Annotated in this window: 21 protein-coding genes; 5 read left to right on the forward strand and 16 right to left on the reverse strand. The window is 64.3% G+C overall.

Annotated elements, in window-relative coordinates; all coding sequences use genetic code 11:
- Window positions 1-20 precede the first annotated feature (20 nt).
- Complete coding sequence (locus J4G43_RS24125; protein ID WP_225005057.1) at window positions 21-602, reverse strand: ATP-dependent DNA ligase; 582 nt, start codon at window positions 600-602, stop codon at window positions 21-23.
- A gap of 128 nt (window positions 603-730) precedes the next feature.
- Here J4G43_RS24125 and J4G43_RS24130 point away from each other — a divergent pair, with 128 nt between their 5' ends.
- Complete coding sequence (locus J4G43_RS24130) at window positions 731-1066, forward strand: hypothetical protein (RefSeq protein ID WP_208086535.1); 336 nt, start codon at window positions 731-733, stop codon at window positions 1064-1066.
- 626 nt (window positions 1067-1692) lie between these two features.
- Window positions 1693-1956, forward strand: a complete 264-nt coding sequence (locus tag J4G43_RS24135; protein ID WP_028182107.1) for a hypothetical protein — start codon at window positions 1693-1695, stop codon at window positions 1954-1956.
- Here the strand turns inward: J4G43_RS24135 and J4G43_RS24140 are convergent, their stop codons facing one another.
- The 11 genes from J4G43_RS24140 to J4G43_RS24190 form a co-directional block, all read right to left on the reverse strand.
- The gene (locus J4G43_RS24140) at window positions 1957-2244 is read right to left on the reverse strand and encodes a hypothetical protein (RefSeq protein ID WP_208086536.1); all 288 of its coding nucleotides are present in this window, start codon (window positions 2242-2244) and stop codon (window positions 1957-1959) included.
- Window positions 2241-3065 carry a hypothetical protein gene (locus tag J4G43_RS24145; protein WP_208086537.1) on the reverse strand — a complete coding sequence of 275 codons (825 nt, stop codon included), beginning with the start codon at window positions 3063-3065 and terminating at the stop codon, window positions 2241-2243. The genes J4G43_RS24140 and J4G43_RS24145 overlap by 4 nt, the downstream gene beginning before the upstream one ends.
- Window positions 3066-3081: 16 nt before the next feature.
- Complete coding sequence (locus J4G43_RS24150) at window positions 3082-3429, reverse strand: helix-turn-helix domain-containing protein (protein ID WP_208086538.1); 348 nt, start codon at window positions 3427-3429, stop codon at window positions 3082-3084.
- Between the two features lie 31 nt (window positions 3430-3460).
- On the reverse strand, window positions 3461-3784 hold the full coding sequence (locus tag J4G43_RS24155; RefSeq protein ID WP_208086539.1) for a hypothetical protein: 324 nt from the start codon (window positions 3782-3784) through the stop codon (window positions 3461-3463).
- 16 nt (window positions 3785-3800) lie between these two features.
- Complete coding sequence (locus J4G43_RS24160) at window positions 3801-4142, reverse strand: helix-turn-helix domain-containing protein (protein WP_208086540.1); 342 nt, start codon at window positions 4140-4142, stop codon at window positions 3801-3803.
- Between the two features lie 27 nt (window positions 4143-4169).
- The gene (locus J4G43_RS24165; RefSeq protein ID WP_208086541.1) at window positions 4170-4463 is read right to left on the reverse strand and encodes a hypothetical protein; all 294 of its coding nucleotides are present in this window, start codon (window positions 4461-4463) and stop codon (window positions 4170-4172) included.
- A complete protein-coding gene (locus tag J4G43_RS24170) occupies window positions 4441-4650 on the reverse strand; it encodes a hypothetical protein (RefSeq protein ID WP_028180804.1) in 210 nt (69 codons plus the stop codon). Before J4G43_RS24170 ends, J4G43_RS24165 begins: the two co-directional genes overlap by 23 nt.
- Complete coding sequence (locus J4G43_RS24175; RefSeq protein WP_208086542.1) at window positions 4650-4907, reverse strand: hypothetical protein; 258 nt, start codon at window positions 4905-4907, stop codon at window positions 4650-4652. Before J4G43_RS24175 ends, J4G43_RS24170 begins: the two co-directional genes overlap by 1 nt.
- On the reverse strand, window positions 4904-5287 hold the full coding sequence (locus tag J4G43_RS24180; protein WP_225005059.1) for a helix-turn-helix domain-containing protein: 384 nt from the start codon (window positions 5285-5287) through the stop codon (window positions 4904-4906). The genes J4G43_RS24175 and J4G43_RS24180 overlap by 4 nt, the downstream gene beginning before the upstream one ends.
- A 255-nt stretch (window positions 5288-5542) precedes the next feature.
- Window positions 5543-5941, reverse strand: coding sequence for a helix-turn-helix domain-containing protein (locus J4G43_RS24185; protein ID WP_208086543.1), 399 nt, complete (start codon window positions 5939-5941; stop codon window positions 5543-5545).
- 329 nt (window positions 5942-6270) lie between these two features.
- Entirely contained in the window at window positions 6271-7677 is a 1407-nt protein-coding gene (locus J4G43_RS24190; protein ID WP_166352995.1) for a tyrosine-type recombinase/integrase, read from the reverse strand.
- Between the two features lie 307 nt (window positions 7678-7984).
- Here J4G43_RS24190 and J4G43_RS24195 point away from each other — a divergent pair, with 307 nt between their 5' ends.
- The 3 genes from J4G43_RS24195 (at window position 7985) to J4G43_RS24205 (ending at window position 10559) form a co-directional block, all read left to right on the forward strand.
- On the forward strand, window positions 7985-8968 hold the full coding sequence (locus J4G43_RS24195) for a DUF2778 domain-containing protein (RefSeq protein WP_208089400.1): 984 nt from the start codon (window positions 7985-7987) through the stop codon (window positions 8966-8968).
- 64 nt (window positions 8969-9032) lie between these two features.
- Window positions 9033-9290: a hypothetical protein gene (locus tag J4G43_RS24200; RefSeq protein ID WP_014495671.1), complete on the forward strand. Its 258-nt coding sequence runs from the start codon at window positions 9033-9035 to the stop codon at window positions 9288-9290.
- A 177-nt stretch (window positions 9291-9467) separates the two neighbouring features.
- Window positions 9468-10559, forward strand: coding sequence for a TRAP transporter substrate-binding protein (locus J4G43_RS24205; protein WP_028151794.1), 1092 nt, complete (start codon window positions 9468-9470; stop codon window positions 10557-10559).
- A gap of 129 nt (window positions 10560-10688) precedes the next feature.
- On the opposite strand, the gene J4G43_RS24210 is transcribed toward J4G43_RS24205, so the two are convergent.
- From J4G43_RS24210 to J4G43_RS24225, 4 genes are read right to left on the reverse strand one after another with little or no spacing between them, the layout of a single operon-like run.
- Window positions 10689-11471 (reverse strand): ABC transporter ATP-binding protein, encoded by a 783-nt coding sequence (locus tag J4G43_RS24210; protein WP_208086544.1) that lies wholly within the window; start codon window positions 11469-11471, stop codon window positions 10689-10691.
- Complete coding sequence (locus J4G43_RS24215) at window positions 11459-12514, reverse strand: dihydrodipicolinate synthase family protein (RefSeq protein WP_208086545.1); 1056 nt, start codon at window positions 12512-12514, stop codon at window positions 11459-11461. Before J4G43_RS24215 ends, J4G43_RS24210 begins: the two co-directional genes overlap by 13 nt.
- Before the next feature lie 6 nt (window positions 12515-12520).
- Window positions 12521-13342 carry a GNAT family N-acetyltransferase gene (locus J4G43_RS24220; protein ID WP_208086546.1) on the reverse strand — a complete coding sequence of 274 codons (822 nt, stop codon included), beginning with the start codon at window positions 13340-13342 and terminating at the stop codon, window positions 12521-12523.
- Window positions 13329-14366: an NAD-dependent epimerase/dehydratase family protein gene (locus J4G43_RS24225; protein WP_208086547.1), complete on the reverse strand. Its 1038-nt coding sequence runs from the start codon at window positions 14364-14366 to the stop codon at window positions 13329-13331. The genes J4G43_RS24220 and J4G43_RS24225 overlap by 14 nt, the downstream gene beginning before the upstream one ends.
- Between the last annotated feature and the right edge of the window lie 23 nt (window positions 14367-14389).

A 14389-nucleotide genomic window follows, 5' to 3' on the forward strand; every position in this document is an offset into this window, starting at 1 on the left:
TGTGCCACACGGCACAGGGGCTATTTTTTTTGAGTCGAGACGATGTCTCGAACGCGGTGAAAGGCCGGGTGCTGCCGGTTCTTGACCTTGATCCAGTGGTCGCATCGCCCGGCGCGATAGGCGCGGTCGGCGTGCTTCGACACCATGCCCTCCAGCCCGTGCAGGCAGGCCTGCCGGAACAGCTCGGGGCCGATCTCGCCCTGCTCATAGGGCGCAGCGCAGATGCCCTCGGGGCGGCGCGCCGGCAACCGCGCGAGGTGGGGCTTGCGCAGCTTCAGCGGCAGGCTCCGGTAATCGTCGCCGTCGCCCGCCAGGATGTCGAAGGCGTAGAGCTGGACCTCGTCGTCGTGCCTGCGGGAGTGCAGGGCGTTGAAATCGGGCAGGCCGGTCATGGTCAGCACCACGGCCTCGCCGTCGATCACGAAGTGCTTCTGCCGGTTCTTCAGGGCCGCCTCGACGATGCGCGGGTAGCGCGCGGCCCAGTCGTGGCCGTTCTTGGTGAGCAGCCGCAGGCGCTCATTCTCCCGCACCACGATCAGGCGGTAGCCGTCATACTTGATCTCGTGCATCCAGTCGGCGCCGGTCGGGACCTTGGTTCCCATGACCGGCAGCGCGGGCTCAAAAGGTTTCAACATATCGGCGCAGATAGGAACGAGCAGGGGCCTTGTCGAGTCCTTGACGGGCGGGTGGCGAGCGGCTGGAAGGCCGCAAGCCCGCCGGGAGATTAGTAATGCGTTCCTCGCCGTCGATTGCCCCCGCTGCAGAGCCGGACATCTACATGGTGCTCGATGACTACGGCCAGCCGCTCGGCCGCGCGTGGCCCGAGATGGACGAGGCCCACACCGAACGCGAGACCCTGCTGCGCCATCTGATGGAGGGGCAGTACCACAACCCCGTCAGGATCGTCAGCTTCAACCCCGGCGCAGGCTGGGCTCAGGACGCGTCTGACGAAATTGCGGTTGAGCTGCGCCAGCGCTGCGCGGAGCGTGGTGAGGTCCCGCCGTCGCTTGAGGGCTTCCTCGACCGGCACGGGCACCGCGTCGATATACAGCTACCGCTGTTCTGACGCGCCGGGAACATCGCGACATTTGCCGAGTTTTCCCAAGCCCTCAAGCTCGTGAGGGCAAAACTGAAGGTCCCGGCTCATGCCCTAACGTGGGCTGGGGCCCTTTTTAATGGCTTGACCTCTTATGGTCCCGGCCGTGGGCACAGCCAATCCAGTTGCTCACCTGCAAAGAGGGGCACGATAACGCCCGTCATGACAGCTCTCACCAGACGCCGCAGTGACAACGAGCAACAGGAGACTTGGCACGTCTACTTCGGCGACGTGCACGTCGGATCGATTGGCGTGCGCTCTGGCGTACCGACCGGCGCCGACTAATGGGGCTGGCGCGTCGGCTTCTATCCCGGCACGGAGCCGGGCACGCATCGATCTGGCTCTGCCGCGACGTTCGACGAGGCCCGCGTTGCGTTCGAGGGCGCGTGGCGGCAAGCGGAGCCGACGCTCACTGAGGACAATTACGAGGAGTGGCGGCTCAGCCGCGACTACCATGCGTGGAAATATTGCATGTGGGCTGAGGGGTGTCGCATGCCAACGCTGAACCAGAACGGCCAGTCAACGTGCTTCTGCGGCGCGCCGATCTCGATCAGTTGCGAGGAGCACATCTACACGGTTCACCGGGGTATTGGCGCATGAGACACGTTGAACAGCGGCCCTACGCCGACCCGGAAGCCGCCGCCCGCAAACTGATCGAGCTGGCTGCCAGCATCCCGCCGGTTCAGGATGGCCGCATCCACATCGAGAAAATCAACGCGCCGTTCCTCTACACGCTCAAGGGTAGGGGTGCGGAGTTCGGGGCTGGCATCGATTACGCCGTCGAGAAGGGCTGGCTCGAATTGCACGAGAGCGGCACCTATGTGCGTCTGCTGGCACCGGGCCAAGACCTGCTCAAATAGTCACGTCGGTCGGCCGATCTTCCAGCCGACAATGAACACGGCGCACTTGGGCGCGTCGTCCCATTCGACCCAGTAGACGTAGTCGGCGCTCATTCGCTTTGCGAAAGCTGCATCGACCTCGCGCGCGTCGATGGAGCCGAGAACGGTGCCAAATGCCCCCACGGCGTTTATGTCGCGCGGCTCGGCCCGCGTCTTCATGATCCGCGAACCGTTGGGGATTGCGCCTCTGGCCTGATGCCGGGAGAAGCCTCCGATCCAGCCCGGCTCGTTCGCCATCTCCAGCTTCATGTCGCGGTGGCTCCGTTGAGGAACGCGGGCACGACGACGGCGCTGCTGGTCTTCGGTCCCTTCTTCTTCGCGGCCACCTTGGCAGGTTTCTTTGCTGCCGCCTTCTCCTTCGCCGCCCGCTCGGCTTCCTCGCGCGCGATCTTCTGCGCGGTCTTCCAGTGGAGTTTCTTCGGCTTCACCTCGTCCTGCTTCGGCGGCTTCAGCTTGACCTGTCCCCGGAAAATCTCAACCTCGTCGTGGGTCTTGAGATATTGCAGCTTCAGCTTGATCTGCTCGGGCTTCAACCCGGTGTCGCGCGGCAGGGTGTCGATGTTCGTCCAGCGGTCATGCGCGAGGTACTCGACCAGCTTGATGCTGCGCGACGAGGCTGGTGCCAGTTTGACCTCCACGGGTTTCGGCACGTAGGTCGAGATCGTGTCGCGCACGCCCGTGACGATCTTGACGAGGCGCACGACCAGCTCGGCGAGGTCGGCCATCTCGCCACGCATCGCGGCGACCTGATCGGGGATCGGCAGCACCTCGACCGGCAGCGACAGCGCCTGCTCGACCTTCAGCTTCTCGGGCTTCTTCGGTTTGTCGGTGGACATCTTCAGCGAAACATTGTCGGCGCGTAACAGGCGGCGCACGTCCGCCCGTGTATTCATGCGTGAGCGCCAGTCACTGGTCGTCTTCGCAACGACAATCTTGCGCACCTCCTTCTCGGGGACGACCTGCCACGCGATCTCGATGTGGCCGCCGTTGGTGTCGCGTAGTTGCGGCCGGATGCCGTGCGCCTTCAGCTCGTTGATTGCGACCTCGGTGAGTTCGTTCTGATAGGCCATGGTTCTCATTCCTCGTTCAGGACTGGTAGAGAAGGTGCTGGTGCCGACGCGCCGCCTCGAAGCGTTCGAGGTTCATCAGCTGCGTGCGGAAGTGGTCTGACAGGTTGCCGGTCTTGCCGAACCAGAGCCACTCGATGCTCATGCCGGGGATGCGGTCCATGAGCTGCAGCGCCATCGCGCGGCCCATCGGATAACCCTGCTCGTAATTGTTCCAGCGTGCTGTGCTGACGCCGACGCGGCGGGCGAAGTCTTTCTGGTTCTCGCCGCTGACCATCTCGCGCAGGAGGCGCAGGCGGCGGACATAGGCCTCGGTGCCGAACCCGAGAGCCTCGTCGTTCTGCTTGCGGCGCGGCAGCGTGCCCATCAGGCATCCTTGGTCTGCGGCAGGAGCGGGCTCATGACTTGCCCCGGATCAGGAGACGCATCGCGTCTTGCCCCTCGGGGCTCTTGGCCCATTCGTCGCTCTCCTCGGCCGAGGCGTCGAAATCCCCGTTCATCGCGCGGTCGCGCAACACGACGATCTCGCGGAAGCGGGTGGCGTCGTTCGCTTTTCCGGCGTCATCAGCCGCCAGGGCGAGATCATGCATGAGCTGAATCTCGGGCAGATCGAGCGGCGACAGGAAATCGTGGTAATAGCCCCTCGCGGCCTTGTCGGCCATCTTGGCGAGACCAACTTCGCGCAGCGCTGCCGCCAGCTTGTCCTTGGTGTGCTCAGTCATGTGCGTGCTCCGTGTTCTAGCGTTTCGCCCGGCGCAGGGTGACCGAAGGGAGTTCACCAAATTCGTCTTTGTAGTAGTTGGTAAAATCCGGTGCCCGCCTGAAGCCGTATTTGCGCGCGGCGTCTTGGACGAAGACATCGCCGGTCTGGATCATCTTGCGCGCCGCACGTAGGCGGTAGGCGCGCGCCGCTTCGATGGGCGATCTGTCGTAGCGTTCGACGAAGATGTGGAGCAGCGCGCACCGGTTCAGCTTGAACACGCGGCACAGATACTTGATCGAGGTGGGTTTGGTGATGCGCTCGGCCAGATGCTGGTCGATCTGCTTTGCCAGTTTGCGGTTCTTCTTAGGCTCGTTCATTATTATTCCCCTGTTGTTTGCGAGATGTCACAGCCACGTCTCCACGATCTTGGCGTCGTCCTGGGGGGAGCGGCGCAGGCAAGTGAGACCGGCCATGCGCAGCATCATGCGCAGGCTGGTTAGCGTGCTGGCGGTGATCCAGTTGTTGGTCGGCCCGCTTTCGCCCTTCATCACGACGTGGCAGCGCGCGACGAATTTGTCGGGGATGTCGGTCGGGTGGTCGTACACAGTCCACATCGGCAACATGCCTTGCGCTACGGCTTCCTGCTGAATCGTCATCACGTAGATGATCGGGTCGTCATTCTGGTGCTGTTCGGACAAGGCTGTTGCGCTCCTCCTCCAGAACCCAGTCGTTGAGCACGCGCTGCTGGTCGATGAACCCGTGGAGCGCAATCGTCATCAGCCGCATGACCATGATGTGGCGCGCCATCGTGATGATGTTCGCCAGCAGCACGAAGCTGACGAACAGCATCAGCACGATGAACCACATGGTCACGGTCTCGCTCATCAGTGCTTCCCCGCGATGAACACGATCTCGTCCGGTGAGCAGAATCGCAGCATGCGGATGTTGACACCGTTCTCGGTCGCGATCTCGCGTGCGTGCTCGACCATCATTTCGGCGATATGGCGCTTCGCCGCCATCAGCGGCATGTTCTGCGGGCCGCCCACAACAATTCCGTCGTTGCCCTTGCCGTCGTTCGAAATGAAGACGTACAGCTCGTTGATCGGCCCCTCGTCGGGCTTCATGCGGACGACGTTGCTCACGCGACCAGCTCCACGATGCCGTTGAGCAGCTTCAGCACGAGCGGGCGCAGCAGCGCCGGGATTTGCATGAACACCTGCGCCAGCTTGTAGACCTCGGCGTCGATGATCGCCGCGCTTTCGGTCTTGTCCCAGCCCAGCAGCTGGTGCGGCGTGGTGTCGAGCGCCTTGCTGAACTGGATCAGCCGGGAGCCGGACATGCGGTTGGTGCCCTTCTCGTACTTCTGTATCTGCTGGAAGGAGAGGCCGAACTGAGTAGCCAGTTGTTCCTGGCTCATGCCCTTCGCGAGCCGCGCCAGTCGCAGACGCGTACCAAATTCCCGTTCAGTGTCGGCGTTCACTTTTGTCGGGCCCAGCTTTGCCGCCCGCTTTTTCTTCGCCACAGTCCCCGTCCTCCTGTTGGTGTCGCGATGTTTGCGACACAATCGCCTTCTCAGTTTTCAACCGGGGCGCGATTGTTAATCAACATTCGAATCCCCCCGGAGTCAACAGGGCGTACAGAGTACGACCGAAATGAGGCGAGCGGTACATGTCGCATCGTCTACGGACTATCGCATAAGGTGCGAAGTAGCGCCGGTCGGAGAACTTCTTCCGCAGAACTCGCGGACACGCAAAAAGATTTTGCTGCATCGCTAAAATCAACTGTCCATTTCGGACAGGATCGGCGCGATCTCCTTGAAGCCCCTTGCCAGGATCAGTGTGAATATGTCCCGGTGTGGCACCTGCGCCGCGCGATGTGGCTCAAGATAATATCTGCCCTTGATCCGCTGCAGCAGGCCCTGTTCCCGCAACACTTTGAGCCGTCGCATAACGGACGTGCGCGGCATGCGGAGGCGGACAGCGATCTCGCTGGCGTTCATCGGACGACCTTCGGCGTGACCCAGCATCGCAGCAACAGCGACCAACGCGCGGTTGGCATCGGTCTCGCCCGGCTCCTGATCCAGCGGCACCGTGGTGGCGTGAAACGCCAAGCAAAGGTCGATGAACATTTCCGCCAGCGCACGGCGCGCCTGCGACAGTCTTAGCGGGATCGGCATCTCACGCTCTTGCACAGCGCGGAGGTAGTTGTTCTAAGCGGGCGATCCAGTGACAATGTTGCGAGCGGCTGTTGCGCTGGCACGAACTGCATAGTGGAGCAGGGCGCAGCTATGCCCAGTGTTGTGCGTACAGCGGGGTCGAGATGCAATTCGCATTAAAGGAAGACAGCAAACGCCGCGCGATTGCTGCTTAAGCAGGCGGCATCACGTTGGATGGCTAGGACGCGGCTTCATCGCGGCGTTTCGCAATTGTATGGACGCGATCCATACAATCCTGAAAAGAAAGACCCCGCCGTGGCGGGGTCTGGCTGGTGAGCGATTGTTGACGTTTAGGCGGCCTCGACCAATTGCGGCGCTGACGACAGGCCGAGTATTTCGCGCAGAGCGGCATCGAGGTCGTCGAGTGCCTTGATGCGCGGGTCAACGATCTGGCGCTCGATGATCTTGACCGGCACGAGATAGTGCCTGCGGGTGACCGGGGCGGCGTTCTTGTCCGGCGCCTTGTGCGTCATCACCTTGCCGATCTCGGCGTCGCTGTACCCCAACTGCTCAAGGATGCAGGCCCCGGTGCGGCGCAGATCGTGCGGCGACAAGCCTTCGGGCAGGCCGAGATACTGGTTGATCCCGATCTGGCTGCGCTCCTTGTCGCGGCATCCGCGACGGCGTGTCATGATTTGGAGTGAACACTGCGCCATGTAGCGCTTGTTGGCGGTGGCGGCCTTCCTGGACTTCCGGCCGCCGCGCGCTTTCGGGAATGCATACTCCCGCATCGGGTCGCCAATGGAAAAGACCTGACCGAGTATCTCGCGCGCCAGACTGTTGAGCGGCTGCACGAGGTCGCGCGCCTTGGGCGAGCGACGCCCCTTGGTGACGGCGAGCGGGATCGTCACCGTGTCGGGCCCGATCCCTGCGCGCGGGATCGCGCAGCATTCCCCGGTGCGCAGCAGTGTCACAAGCGACAGCTTCAGCGCCAGCTTGGTGAGCGGCGAGCCGGGGCAGTTCGGGTCGTCGAGACCGAACCAGAATTTGCGCAGCTGGTCGGCGGTGAGGACGAGACCATCCTCGATGTCGCCGACTTCGGTCGCGCGGTCGTCACCCCTCAGCGTCGGGACCGGGTTGACAGTCACGAAGGCGCGGTCGGGATGCTTGCCCCATGTGAACATGGTGCCAAGCTGTTGCAGGACGTTGTTGGCTTGGGCCGGGTGCTTCTCCGTGACGTAGCTGCGGTACAGCTCCATGATCTCTTGGCTGGTGATCTCGCTGGCGACCCGGTCGCCCCACCATGCCAGCGGGCGGCTCAGCGCCGAGCGGATGCCGTCGTGGCTCTCCTTGCGGGGCACGGTGCCCCAGCGGCGCAGCACCGGCTCCTCGCAATAGGCCATGTAGGCGTCGTGCATCTGCCGGAAGGTGCGGCCGGTGGCGCGGGACAGGACGAGGTCGCGGGCGCGCTCAGCGGTGATGCTCTTCCCGCTCGCGACCAGCCCGGCGAGGGCGGTGGCTTCAGCGCGGGCGCGTGCAATCGTCCACACCGGATGCTCGCCGATCAGGTGCCACTCGCGCACCGGCTTGCCGGTCTCGGGATGCAGCCGTTTCTTGTTCAGGTACTGGTAGTAGAAGCTGAACACCCCGTTGGGGGTGGTGCGCAGCACGAACCCCTTCTGGCCCTTCACGGGGCAGTCGCTGATGCTCTGGCGGGTGTCGGAGGCCTTGAGATGGAGGTCGGTGATGTACGGCATTTGCCCCTCAAAGTTGATAGGTTGGAGCGTAGCCCCGGCTAACCGACTCGCCGGAAAAGTGGGGCCAACGCTTGAAAACGTGGCCCGGAGTGTTTGCCAAAAACCCTTATTTTGTAAGGGCTTCCATCTTTTCTTTACCGAGCCACAATTCCATCATAGAGCTGGCTCCCAATGCGATAGCTGGTATAGAGTCTCCGGACGGGGGTTGGGCCCCTCCGGGGGTTGATTTGGGGATCTGATGGTTTCCGACCGCGCAAGCGCCGAAAGGCTGTTGTCGCGCCGCCGTATTGGGCGAGCGGAGACGATACTGCTATCTTTGGCAGCCGTCGCGCTGGCACTGGGGGCGGCCGCCTGGGTCGCAGACATGGGCGATTCGACGCCGCTGGTCACCGCCTCACTGCCTCCGGCCACCGCACTGCCTCCGGCCAATGGCCCTTCGTTTGACGACCGTTTCGCTTCGGCAGCCAGCAGCCCGCCAACCCGTGACTTCGGCCTGCGGACGCTGGAGCGCTCCGCGGTGAGCGCGGTCCAGCTCAAGCTGCGCGACGCCAAGGCGATGCTGGCCCAAAAACTCCAGGGCGACGACTGGCGCTCGACCCTGACCGGCTCGACCCTGACCGATGACGACCGGCACGTGGTTGACGAGACGAGGCCGTCGCAGCGCGCGGACGCCATCCCGGTGCCGCGCTCGCGCCCGGCCCAGGCAGACCTTGCGTCCCAGATCGCCTCGAGCCAGGCCTATGCCGAGACCAACCCCAGGGTCGACAACCGCAACTTCTTCGAGAAGTTCACCGACAAGATCAAGCTGGCCTCGCTGACTCCCGGCGACGGCCTGCTCAGCAGGGCGCCTGATCTCGCCGCGCTCGGCTACGATTCACGCACGGCGGTCTATGACATCAAGGCCAAGGCGCTTTACCTGCCGAGCGGCATCGCGCTGGAAGCGCATTCGGGCATGGGCGCGCTAATGGACGACCCCGACCATGTCGACCAGCGCATGGTTGGCGCGACCCCGCCGGCGACCTACGATTTGAAGCCGCGCGAAAAGCTGTTCCACGGCGTCCGCGCCCTGCGCTTGACGCCGACTGACGGCACCAGTGCGCTCGGCCGCGTCGGCCTGCTCACCCACAACTACATGCTCGGGCCACGCGGCGACTCCAATGGCTGCGTCTCGATCAAGGACTATGATCGCTTCCTGAAGGCCTGGGACAATGGCGAGTTCAACCGCCTGGTCGTCGTGCCGAACCTGCGCGGATCGGCGACCGCCTCGCAGCGGGCGAGCACCGACTCCTGATATTTGCTGGACGGCGGGGCTGCCGTTTCCCCTTCGTTAAGCCGACCTCGTCCAGAAGCAGCCCATGAGTGATCCCCAGAGTTCCGAGACCCCGCTGCGTACGACGTTCAAGATCAAGCTGAACGGCGACACGCTGGCGATTGCGACCGTCGGCCAGGCCTATCAATTCCTCACCAACTTCAAATCGGTCGAGTGGATGGAATTCCGCTCGCTCCATGAAGAGGCGGTCGCGGCGCTCGAAGGCGCCGCCGACAACGCCATGCTCGCGGTGCAGGCGACCAACGCCGTGCGCGCGCTGTTCGTGAGTGCGAAGCTGCTCTGAGCGGCCCTTCAATGCGCTCTCGTCGCCCGGATTGCGCTGCGCTCCGTCCGGGCTATGGACGCCAGCAGGCCTTCCGCTCCCAGCTTGAACTCCGCTATAGGAACGGGCAAACGGTCCGCGAAGACCGTGGCCAGACGCCGATATGTTTGAAACTTACTTCCAGGGAGAGACCCCAACATGAAACGCCGTACATTCCTCAAGGGCGGCGCGGTCGCCGGCGCGACGACGCTGGTTGCTGCACCTGCGATTGCGCAAGGCGCGCCCGAGATCAAATGGCGCCTGACCTCGAGCTTCCCCAAGTCGCTCGACACCATCTACGGCACGGCGCAGACCTTCGCGAAATACGTTGCGGAAGCCACCGACAACAAATTCCAGATCCAGACCTTTGCGGCCGGCGAGCTCGTTCCCGGCCTCCAGGCGCTCGATGCCGTCAGCGTCGCGTCCGTCGAGATGGCGCAGACGCCGCTGTATTTCTACATCGGCAAGGAGCCGGCGCTGGCCTACGCCACCGGCGCGCCGTTCGGCATGAACCATCGCCACCAGGAATCCTGGTGGTATTTCGGCGGCGGCGCCGATCTCACCAACGAGGCGCTGAAGCCGTTCAAGACGCACGCCATCCTCTGCGGCAATTCCGGCACCCAGATGGGTGGCTGGTTCCGCAAGGAGATCAAGACCGTCGACGATCTCAAGGGTCTCAAATTCCGCATCGCCGGCATGGGCGGCCACGTGCTGGCCAGGCTCGGCATCGTGCCGCAGCAGCTCGCCGGCGGCGACGTTTATGCGGCGCTGGAGAAGGGCTCGATCGACGCCGCTGAATTCGTCGGTCCCTATGACGACGAGAAGCTCGGTTTCCAGAAGGTCGCCAAGTACTATTACTTCCCCGGCTGGTGGGAAGGCGGCGCGATGCTGCACATGATCGTCAATGACGAGAAGTGGGCGAGCTTGCCGAAGCAGTACCAGGCGATCGTCAATCAGGCTGCCTCGGCGGCCGGTGCCTGGATGCTGGAGAAATACGACAGCGTGAATCCGGCAGCGCTGAAGCGGCTGATCGCCAACGGCGCGGAGCTGAAGGCGTTCCCGCAGCCTGTGTTGGAAGCCTGCTACAACGCGACCCAGGAGCACCTGAACGAGCTCGCCGCCAAGAGCGACCTGTTCAAGCGCACCAAGGAAAGCCACGACGCCTATATGAAGGAGCTGCTGTTCTATACGCAGATCGCGGAAAACTTCTACGACAACTATCTGCTCAGCAAGATGCGCAACAAGACCTGAATGTGAAGGGGGCGTGGTGGTTACGCCGCGCCCCGCTTCCGTAGCCCGGATGGAGCGGAGCGAAATCCGGGATCTCGCACGTCAACGGCACCGCCCCGGATTACGCTTCGCTCCATCCGGGCTACGGACTCAAGCCGCACCCAGCCCCAGCTTCGCATAGATGCGCCTTGCATAGGCGCCGAACGCGTCGGTCGTCTTGAGCGGAAGGTCGCGCGGGAAGGGCAGGTCGATCGGGAAGTAGTCGGCCATCTTCGCAGGGCCCGCCGTCAGCACGGCGCAGTGCGAGGACAGGAACACGGCTTCCTGGATCGAGTGCGTGACGAAGATGATGGTCTTGCCGCTCTCGCGCCAGATCCGCAGCATTTCCAGATTCATCTGCTCGCGCGTCAGGGCGTCCAGCGCCCCGAACGGCTCGTCCATCAGGATCAGTTTTGGATCGTGAATGAAGGCCCGCGCGATCGCGGTGCGCTGCTGCATGCCGCCGGAGAGCTCTCGCGGATATTTCTGCTCGTAGCCGGCAAGCCCGACCAGGTTGAGCAGATCGCGCGCCCGCTCGCGCGCGGCCTTGATCGGCAGGCCAACGATCTCGGCCGGCAAGAGTACGTTGTCCAGGATGGTGCGCCACTTCAGCAGCAGCGCCTGCTGGAACACCATGCCGATGTCGCGGGTCGGATCGAACGGGCTTTTGGCATTGCCAATTCTGACGGTGCCGCCGTCGGCGCCGTGCAGGCCGGCCAAGATCTTCATCACCGTTGTCTTGCCGCAGCCGGAGGGGCCAACCAGCGAGACGAGCTCGCCTTCCTGCACGTCCATCGTGACGTTGGACACCGCCAGGAACTCGGCGCCGCCGCTGCGATAGACCTTTCGGACGCCGCTCAGGCTGATGAAGGGCTCGGCGCTCATGCCAGCCATTTGTCCAGATTGGAGGCGACGAACGCATCGTCGCCGAGGTCGGCGTGCTCGCGATAGACGCGGTCGATCTCCTCTTTCTGGCCGGGGCTGAGGCCTTCATTCGGGTCGAGGCACCACAGGCCCTGCATCAGGCCCTGACGCCGCAGCACTTCGTGGCAACCGGCGATGCAGCCGTGAAAATTGTTGGCAACGTCGAAGAAGGCGCTGTTGCAATCGGTGACGCGGGCATCGAGCGCGAGCAGATCGGCCGGCACGGCCTCCTTGTGCCGCGCCGCCTTGCAGCGCTCGAACTGCTTTATGGCGCTCGCGGTCCACACCGACCAATGGCCGAGCAGGCCGCCTTTGAAGTAGGTGCGCGTGGTGATGCCGTTGTCGCGCAGATCGAACGGCAGCATCAGGTCGAGCAGGATGTGGTCGTCGTTGCCGGTGTAGAGCGCGACGCGGTCGAGCGCACCGGCCGCCGCGACGCCGCGCAGCACGTCGAGCGTGCGATAGCGGTTGAACGGCGCGATCTTGATCGCGATCACATTGTCGATCGCGGCGAAGCGCTGCCAGAACCGGCTCGACAGGACGACCCCGCCGACGGCCGGCTGGAGATAGAAGCCGACCAGCGGGATCTCGGCGGCGACCGCCGTGCAATGCGCAATGATCTCATCCTCGGAGGCGCTCTTCATCGCGGCGAGGCTGAGGAGCCCTGCGTGATAGCCGATATCGCGCGCGGTGCGGGCCTCAGCCGTTGCCTGGCTTGTTGGACCGGCGAGCCCCGCGACCATCGCCAGCGGACGCTTGGTCCAGTTCGCAGCGGTCTCGGCGGCGAGCTCGAGCACGGGACGGTAGAGGCCGACGTCGCGGATCGCAAATTGCGTGGTGTGGACGCCGACCGCAAGGCCGCCCGAGCCGGCGTCAATGTAGTAGCGCGTCAGCGCGCGCTGATGCTTTTTGTCGAGCTGGCGCTCCGCCGTGAGCGCGAGGGGGTGCGCCGGCAGCACGGTGCCGTCGGCGATCAGCTTGCGGACGTCGCTGTTGATCTGGCTGTGGTGCATGATGTCCTATCCGAATTCAGGGCCGGCGACGGCGAATGGCGTATCCTTGGCAGCGGTGGTGGCGGGGCCGAACCGCATGCGCTGGAACGGCCGCTCGATAGTCCAGCCCGAGGCGGTCAATCCGTCCAGGAATGCGGCTTGCGACGCGACGGCATCGATCAGAATCGGGCCGGTCTCGGAGCGCGCGATCGCATGAACCAGGGCCAGCGCCGGCGCGGCATTGTTGGCAAACAACGGTCCGATATGGCGCGCGGTTCGGCCGTCGCGAACCAGCGCGATGGCGCCATGCGCGGCGACGATGCGCGAGCCGGAGCGCAGGGCGATAGCGGAGAGGAGCGCGGTGCGGTCGAAACCGGTGGCGCGCCGGTCCCGCGCCCGCAGCGCATCGATGGTCGCCGATGAAGACGGTGGGGCTTCGGCTCGCCCGGATTTCACCAGCTTCAGCCGGCGCAATTGCAGCGTCGGCGTGAATCCGAGCGGGCCGTAGACGGCGGCGCCGTCGGGCGTCGCGTCGAGCCAGCTCGTCAGGCCGTTCTTGCGCGCGGTTTCCAGGCAGGCATCGACGAGACGGGTGGCAAGGCCGCGGCGGCGATGCGTGCCTGATACCAGCACCATGCTGATCCAGGCGTTGTTGCCGGAATAGGGCAGCAGCGCCGCGGTCGCGACCAGCCGTAGGCCGTCGCGAATACCGAACACCACGCCCTCGTGCAGGAAGATTCGCCAGTCCTCCTTGGTCTGGTTCCACTGCGCTTCTGTCGACAGCACCAGCCCGGCGATCGCGTCGTCGACGCCGAGCTTGAGGATGGGTGAACCGTCAGTAGCGTCCATCGCGCACCTCGTATTTGGTGGGCTTGCCGAGGCTTGGCATGGCGCGGGACACCCAGTCCGCGGTCCAGGCGATCAACTGCTCGGTGTCGACCACCGGCAGGCCGAACAGCTCCACGGCTTTCGACGTGTCGGTCAGCCAGGCCGTCGGCTCTTCCTTGCCTGTCAGCACCGGCGCGCGGCCGAAGCGCGCGCCGAATTTTGCCGCGAGATCTCGCACCGTCAAAATCTCGTGGCCGCTGACATTGATCGGCGAGGTCGGCGCGGTGCAATGCGCAAGGCACCGCAGCGCCTGCGCGGATGCATCGCCCTGCCAGATGAAATTGACGTGGCCGAGACTGACATCGATCGGCGTTCCCGTGAGCACCTTTGTGGCGATGTCGTGCAGCACGCCATAGCGCATGTCGATCGCGTAATTGAGCCGGAACAGGCGGCCCGGCGTTTCAAACTTGCGCGAAAAATACTCGAACATGCGCTCGCGGCCGACGCAGGACTGGGCGTATTCGCCGGGCGGGTTCGGCGCCATGTCCTCGGTCGCGCCTTTGCCGTCGACGGGGACGAAGGGATAGATGCAGCCGGTCGAGAACGCCACGATGCGCGACATCGGGAAGGCCTGTGCGACCAGCGCCGGGACATGCGCGTTCATCGCCCAGGTCAGCGACAGGTCGCCCTCGGCGCCGAACTTGCGGCCGGCCATGAAGACGATGTTCGGCGCCTTCGGCAATGCGTGAATCGCGCTCTCGTCCATCAGGTCGCAATTGATCGTCTCGACGCCGCGCGCGTGCAGCCAGTCCTTGACGCTCGCGTCGCTGAAGCGGGCGACGCCGATGACGCGGCGATCGGGGGCGGCGGCTTTCGCGAGCCCCGCCAGCGTCGGTCCCATCTTGCCGGCGACGCCGAGGATCATGATGTCGCCCTCGACCTTCTTGAGGTCGTCGATCAGCGCCTGGGTCGGCCGGCACAGGAGATCGTCGAGGGCTGCGATATCCGGGATCGTCTTCGGCAGCGTCTGGCGGGTGAGCAGCATGGATCGGTCCTTGTCGTTAGTTC

The sequence above is a fragment of the Bradyrhizobium barranii subsp. barranii genome, from assembly GCF_017565645.3.
In the GTDB taxonomy this organism is placed as follows: Bacteria; Pseudomonadota; Alphaproteobacteria; order Rhizobiales; family Xanthobacteraceae; genus Bradyrhizobium; species Bradyrhizobium barranii.